The following is a 6,958-nucleotide window of genomic DNA, read 5'->3' as shown; positions in this document are numbered from 1 at the left end:
CAGGGTGAGGAAGCCAAAAGGCAACCGTTTCCTATAGGAAATCCAACAGACTCTCCAGCAGTCCGGATCAACTGGAAATTCTATCGGAAAGAGCTCTTACTACTAATATACGAGGAGAGATATCATGATTCAGACAGATTTAGATCTTAAAGTGAAGTTTTTACGTGCGTTCGGAGATAAAACAAGGGTACAAATATTAGAATGCATCAAATATGAGGAAAAGACTGTATCACAAATTGTTGAAAGTATAGAAGGAAATCAGTCAAATATTTCGCAGCACTTAGCCTGTCTTAGAGGTTGTGGGATCATTGTAGGAAGGCCCGAAGGAAAATACGTCTACTACGGGTTGCGAAATCAGCAAATTAAAGAGTTGTTAGACACATTTGATAATGTACTTAATCAAATTGAAGACAATGTTGCTTGTTGTGATAATCATATAAGTTAGGAAGTGCTGAATATGGATGAAAAATGCTGTTCGACCAAAGCAGCCTCCCAAAAAATAGTGGAACAAACAACCTGCTGCAGTAGCAACCAAGCAACTCAAATTGAAACAAAGCAGGGTGATATGACAAATTGTTGTAGCAGTAACACTATAGATAAAGTAGTCGAAGATGAATGTTGTAACAAAAATTCGATGATTATGGAGGAAAACACTAAAGTAGAGGCTTGCTGCGGCGGTAAAGAACTTGATAAAATTTCGATTGTTTCAGTCGATTGTTGCACTAATACAAAAGAAATTCTACATCCGATGAAATTGAATAAAGGATTAAAAGAGGAATTTCGAGTTTATGGAATGGATTGTCCAGCCTGTGCGGTAACGATCGAAAAAAGTTTAATCAGCCAAAAAAATATCAATGAAGTGAACGTCAACTATAGTACAGGAAAAATGCAGGTTAGTTCGACTGATGAACTTGAATTTGAATTCATCCAAAAACAAATAAAAAAACTTGGTTTTGAAGTTGAACCTATTAAAGTTAATAACAACCTGAAGACTTATTTTATTGAAGGCATGGATTGTGGATCTTGTGCCTTAACAATTGAAAACCACCTAAATAATATTTCTACTGTCAAACATGTCCAGGTGAATTTTTCAACGGGCAAAATGAAAATTGAACATGAAAATAGCCCAGAAGAAATTATGAACGAAGTAGCTAAAGCTGGATTTAAAGCGTCACTCATCACTAACAATAAGCTGACGCCTTCCTCCACACGTTCTAGTAATCAGAATGGGACTGTCATTTTTTCAGGTATATTAATTGCGCTAGGGTTCATCGGATCTTACACGGGGATTTCACCTTATCTAACGATAACTATGTATGCAGTTGCAATGATTATAAGCGGATATAAACCTGTAAAAAGTGCCTATTATGCAATTAGAAGCCGCTCATTAGATATGAACGTACTCATGTCAGCTGCTGCAATCGGAGCTGCGTTTCTAGGCGAGTGGCTTGAAGGTGCCACTGTTGTTTGGCTATTTTCATTAGGTCTAAATTTGCAAAATCGTGCCATCGAAAAAACACGAAAATCGATTCGTGGGCTAATGGAGTTAACCCCACCGGAAGCTTGGGTTAAAATTGGAAACGAATTAATCAAAAAGCCTGTTGAAGATGTATTAATTAATGACGTGATTGTAGTGAAGCCCGGAGATAGAATCCCTTTAGATGGGGATGTAATAGAAGGCGAATCCAGTGTCAATCAAGCGGCTATAACAGGAGAATCCATCCCCGTTGATAAAGTAAAGGGTAGTTTCGTGTATGCCGGTTCCATAAATGAACACGGATCGCTGAGCGTTAAAGTGACAAAACTAATAGAGGATACAACTATTTCAAAAATCATTCATTTAGTTGAAGAAGCCCAAGAGAAAAAGGCTCCTACGGAAGCTTTTATAGATAAGTTCGCTCGAGTTTATACACCTGTTGTATTCATACTTGCCCTTTTGGTGATAATCATTCCCCCATTACTTGCCTTTGGTACTTGGGAGGAATGGATTTATAAAGGATTAATGCTGTTAGTGATTGCCTGTCCTTGTGCACTTGTTATATCAACTCCAGTCGCAATTGTTACGGCCCTAGGAAATGCTGCTAAAAATGGTGTTCTTATCAAAGGTGGAACATTCTTAGAGAATGCTGGCTCTATAAATGCCATTGCCTTTGACAAAACTGGAACACTTACTGAAGGAAAACCAAAAGTTACTGATGTGCTAGTCTTTAATGATTCAGAAGAAAACATGTTATCTATCGCTCGAACTTTAGAGGAATATTCTACACACCCAATTGCTAAAACAATAGTGAATTACGCGAAAGCTAAAAGCATTCACGCGAAGAGCGGTGCACAGTTTAAGAACCGTGCGGGAAAAGGAATTCAAGCGAAAATCGGTAATGTACCCTACTTTGCTGGAAACTTAAAACTATTTGAAGAGGTCGGCACCCCTATCACTAACCACCTAGAACAAATTCTAAGCCTGCAAAATGAAGGGAAAACCATTGTCATCATAGGGACAGTTGAAAACATTTTAGGAATAATTTGTGTTTCAGACACGATTCGAAAAACAACTAAAGTGGCAATCGCAAATTTAGAAAAAATAGGCGTGAAGCAAATTATAATGCTTACAGGTGATAATGAAGGGACAGCCAAAGCAATCGCTTTCGAAGCTGGCGTGAACCGATATTTCTCTGAACTATTACCGGAAGAAAAAGTAGATGCAATAAAACAATTGCAAGAAGAAGGATATCGAGTAGCCATGGTTGGCGATGGAATAAACGATGCCCCTGCACTAGCTACTGCAAACCTTGGGATAGCGATGGGCGGTGCTGGCACAGATACTGCAATGGAGACTGCAGATATCGTATTAATGGCTGACAACTTAGATAAACTGCCACATACAATTAAGCTAAGTAGAAAAGCAATATCTATTATCAAACAAAACATTTGGTTCTCTATAATAGTAAAAATAGTAGCTTTACTATTAATTTTTCCTGGCTGGCTAACGCTATGGGTTGCTGTATTAAGTGACGCTGGAGCCGCACTGATTGTCATTTTAAATTCACTTCGTCTATTAAAGGTCAAAGGTTAGTAACTTTATTATCTTTGACGAAATGGATGTCACGTAAATTGGCTTGTGTGTTCTCTTCACACATGCTAATTAGAATAATATAGTGTCGAAAAGCACCTAAAGTCTTTGGGTGCTTTTTGTGTTATGTAGTTGAAGTGCAAATAATAGCTGATATGGTGATATTATTGACTAGTAGACAACCGTAAAATAGAGAACCTTACAACATCGAGTTCCGAGGACCAGCGTATAAATTAATTCGGAATTCAATAAGAACCAGGCTCCCTTCACTTAATGCCTGCTTATCTAATATGTTTATTTAGGTGTGTGAATTGGTTATCTTTGTGTGACATACAGCGTACCTCAACTTTTTGGGATGCTCTGATTCAAGTTATTCAATACTTTTCCTTTTGATAAATAGCTGAATGCGTTCTATGTCTTCTTTAGTAAGGTTTTCAACTTTCTCGATTGATTGCAACAAGTTCTAATGGATGTTTTTTTACATAAGCCCATTTGTTTTCTGAACGTAAAAATCGTACTGTATAATCTATCACAAATATTATCCAGATAATACGATCGTACAATACAATTTGTTCGTTCTCTAAAAAAGCGAAAAGTAATGAAACGATAACAAGAATTAACATAAGAATTTCATATGTAATTGTAATCTTTTTCATATAATCGACCACCTAGATTCAATAATTTTATATCCTACCATTATACAGTTAAACACCATTTTATTTCCCATGAAAAAACACCTCGAATTGAGGTGCTAGTTAAGGTTATATTTGGCTGACAAATCGGAATTTGGTGATCCGAAACTGAATGGCTCAACATGTGATGAACCGATTTTTATATTATATTTCAAAGGTTTATCTCTTTCTGCTGAGTCCCAGGTTCCCAGTTGACTCATAATTCAATAGGATCCTAGCACCCTACACTAAACTTCATGACGTTCAGAGGGTTTGTCGGAATGACACTTGACTGGTTTTGGTTACGCCCCTCCTCCAGCCGCCCCACCAGCAGCAGACTGGGCTGCTTTTGCATAGTCAATTGCCACAACGAGCGCCACGAGAAGTGTTTCCATTTCATCCTCTAGAATTTCCAACTGGTAGCTATCACCCCATGTGAACCACTTCTTGCTGACAGCCCCAATCAGTTCCCCGTGTTGGTACACTTCGAAATCCATATCCCACCAATTCCCCTGTACTTCAATCCCTGCCGCGTCAATTGAATACCGTGCTTTCAGAAAAGAAAATTCCTTTTTTATCATTACCGTTTCTTGCCCGTGCACTTCGACAAAAAAAGTCGGTAGGAAACTAAACGTCTTTTTCGTGATCATCGCAACTTCTTGTAAAGCCGCATCCATAATCGAAAATGTCTTTGGCATTTTCATGAAGCTTCCTTCTACGAAATACACTTCATTCTCTTCTGTATCCTTCACCGAAAACTTGCCGCTTAGACTAAATACCTTTTGTTTGATATACAACTGTCTCATTGAATCCCTCCTCGTACTAAAAGACCCTTTTCAGTTAAACCCGTTATCTCTAATACGTATCGAATGACAAAACGTTTCACTTTTACTATAGATAATAATCTAAATTTTTAGTCTTGTTACCACACTCAGGCCCGCATCCGCGCCAACACCCGCTCCCCCGCCCTGGCATGTCCTAAATAATACGGATAAGCGACCACTTTGTTGCGGTGGAAGTATAATATATCCGCAGCATCCGTTTCATCGAAATGAAAAAGCTTCGGCATTAAATGGGAGGCATTCGTCAATCTTTTTGGTTTCTCTCGGAACATATCCTGGTGGAGTGCATGGGCTTCCAAAACATTTTCACTATAATAAAATGCGAATCGATCTGGCATTGTTGTTTCGGCAACGTACAGCTTAATCTTGCCAATACGTAACTGATTTCGTGCAACCATTTTCGAAATCGCCTCGTCGTCATAGTCGATGGCATCCAGTCGATCAGAATCTTCCTCCACTGTTACTAACCCCTCGGCAATTGCCCAAAAAATCCGATGTGCCAAGTGCACCATGTCCATTTCAATCGCCAACAGAAATACTTCTTGTACAGATACCATATTCACGCCATCCTTTCACTTTCGTCTACGCTTCAGACGCCCTATGCTTTTGTTCTGACCAATCGATATTATGGAGAATGCCCGTTTCTTTCACATAACGTACAGTTGTTGTTCCTATGGGGCCATTGCGATGTTTTAATATATTTATTTCTAACAGGCCCGGCTTGTCCGTTTCTTTGTTGTAGTAATCGTCACGGTATAAAAAGCCAATTACATCCGCATCTTGTTCAATATTGCCCGAGTCGCGTAAATCGCTCATGACAGGGCGTTTGTTATCACGGACTTCGACACCACGGTTTAGCTGGGATAGACAAACGACGGGACAGTCAAATTCTTTTGCCATTTGCTTTAAATCATTGCTAATTTGCCCTACGACTTCAGTGCGGTTATAGCTCGGGGAGTCGCCACGGATAATTTGCAAATAATCGACGAAAATAATCGGTTTTCGCTTCGGCTCCGTATGTATCATTTTTCTCGCCGCGGCACGCATTTGAGACACTGTCAGTCCGGCTCGGTCATCAATATGAATATTCGCTTCGTCCAATCTAGCGAGGGTTGGGAGCCAATTCGATTTTTGCTTGTCTGTGAAATTCGTGTAAGGATTTCGCATACGCAGTCGGTTATAGCCGCCCGTTATCGCGATGAACCGGTCAATCATCGACGTTCTGCTCATCTCTAGCGAAAAAATAATCGGCTTATACCCCGCTAATCCTGCATGGAGCGCGAAATGGTTCAATGTATCAGTCTTTCCCATCGACGGTCTGGCAGCGATGACAATCAATTCGGCAGGTTGGAAACCGTCCAGCAATTTGTCCACGTCATGCAATCCAGTCGGCACGCCAGGTACATGCTGCATTTCTTCATAAGGCCTTTCGCCCATCCGTACCAAATCCATTTTAATGCTCGCACCCTGTCCTGCGCTGCCTTCTTTTTCTAACTCCTCAAACGCTTGTTGAATCGACCCAATTTCCCAATCCCCCTCTTTTGCCTGTATAAGGATCTTGTTTTTTCCACGGTTTTTCCACGCCTCGCGCATCATGTCAACATAGCGGTCAAACTTCGTAGGGCTCGCAAAATGCGCCAGTTCAGCCAAGTAATTTGCGCCGCCCAGTTCCACGGGCTCCATCATCGTCAGTAGCGTCACAAAGTCGACGGGACGTTTTTTTGCCAGTAACGCCTGCATGCACCCAAATATATTTTTGTGAATTTGACTGATGAAAAAATCTTTTTTAACATCACTATCAACGATTAAATAATTCTCCGAGAGCATCGTTCCTAACACACTTTTTTCAATCTGCTCATGACGATCCATCCGTTACGCCTCCCCTTTGCTAAAGTCTAATTCGAATGGCTTTGGCGGACTGCTCTCTGGCAAGTCACTGACCCTCGATTCTTCCAAATAGTTTTCAAAATTCGTCGCATTGAATAACGTGGAAGGGCGTAAATATTTTTGCCAATGTGGATCCTCCAGCCATTCCTTCGCTTTCATGTCAATGACCTTTTTGCAATCCGCCACTGTGTATCCATAACTGAAACGCCCTTTCACCAATCGTGCAGTCACCTTCGAAGACGCTTTAAATTGCTTGTTCGCTTTAGCATTCAAATAATCAATGACAGACACAACGTCGAGATCGTTCTCGACAGTTCCTTTTTTAATACTCTTATACTCTTTGGTTATTGCTAGGGGCATTTTGCCCTCTGTAGAGGGGGCAATTTGCACTTCCTCTTGGAAAGATTTTGCGGTCGTCGATGGAGCATCTTGCCCCCCCTGACAGTGCAGAATTGTATAATCAATGCGGTACCATTTTGTCTTGTCCA

At 40.4% G+C, this 6,958-nt stretch carries 7 protein-coding genes; 2 read left to right on the top strand and 5 right to left on the bottom strand.

What is annotated here, in order from left to right; translation table 11 throughout:
- Positions 1-124: 124 nt before the first annotated feature.
- Positions 125-445, top strand: a complete 321-nt coding sequence (locus I2483_RS18800; protein ID WP_186673415.1) for an ArsR/SmtB family transcription factor — start codon at positions 125-127, stop codon at positions 443-445.
- A gap of 12 nt (positions 446-457) precedes the next feature.
- Positions 458-3,073, top strand: coding sequence for a heavy metal translocating P-type ATPase (locus I2483_RS18795; RefSeq protein ID WP_207278593.1), 2,616 nt, complete (start codon positions 458-460; stop codon positions 3,071-3,073).
- A gap of 431 nt (positions 3,074-3,504) precedes the next feature.
- On the opposite strand, the gene I2483_RS18790 is transcribed toward I2483_RS18795, so the two are convergent.
- The 5 genes from I2483_RS18790 to I2483_RS18770 form a co-directional block, all read right to left on the bottom strand.
- Positions 3,505-3,726 (bottom strand): hypothetical protein, encoded by a 222-nt coding sequence (locus tag I2483_RS18790; RefSeq protein WP_207278592.1) that lies wholly within the window; start codon positions 3,724-3,726, stop codon positions 3,505-3,507.
- Between the two features lie 317 nt (positions 3,727-4,043).
- Entirely contained in the window at positions 4,044-4,547 is a 504-nt protein-coding gene (locus I2483_RS18785; RefSeq protein ID WP_207278591.1) for an LURP-one-related/scramblase family protein, read from the bottom strand.
- A gap of 125 nt (positions 4,548-4,672) precedes the next feature.
- A complete protein-coding gene (locus I2483_RS18780) occupies positions 4,673-5,140 on the bottom strand; it encodes an immunoglobulin domain-containing protein (protein ID WP_207278590.1) in 468 nt (155 codons plus the stop codon).
- 25 nt (positions 5,141-5,165) lie between these two features.
- Complete coding sequence (locus I2483_RS18775) at positions 5,166-6,452, bottom strand: replicative DNA helicase (RefSeq protein WP_207278589.1); 1,287 nt, start codon at positions 6,450-6,452, stop codon at positions 5,166-5,168.
- Between the two features lie 3 nt (positions 6,453-6,455).
- Positions 6,456-6,958: conserved phage C-terminal domain-containing protein (locus tag I2483_RS18770; protein WP_207278588.1), on the bottom strand; the 503-nt coding region annotated here is incomplete at its 5' end.

Origin of the sequence: Sporosarcina sp. E16_3 (assembly GCF_017347125.1) — a bacterium.
Lineage (GTDB): Bacteria > Bacillota > Bacilli > Bacillales_A > Planococcaceae > Sporosarcina.
The sequence above is the reverse complement of the archived record's forward strand: the minus strand, read 5'-3'. Positions and strand labels throughout refer to the sequence as shown.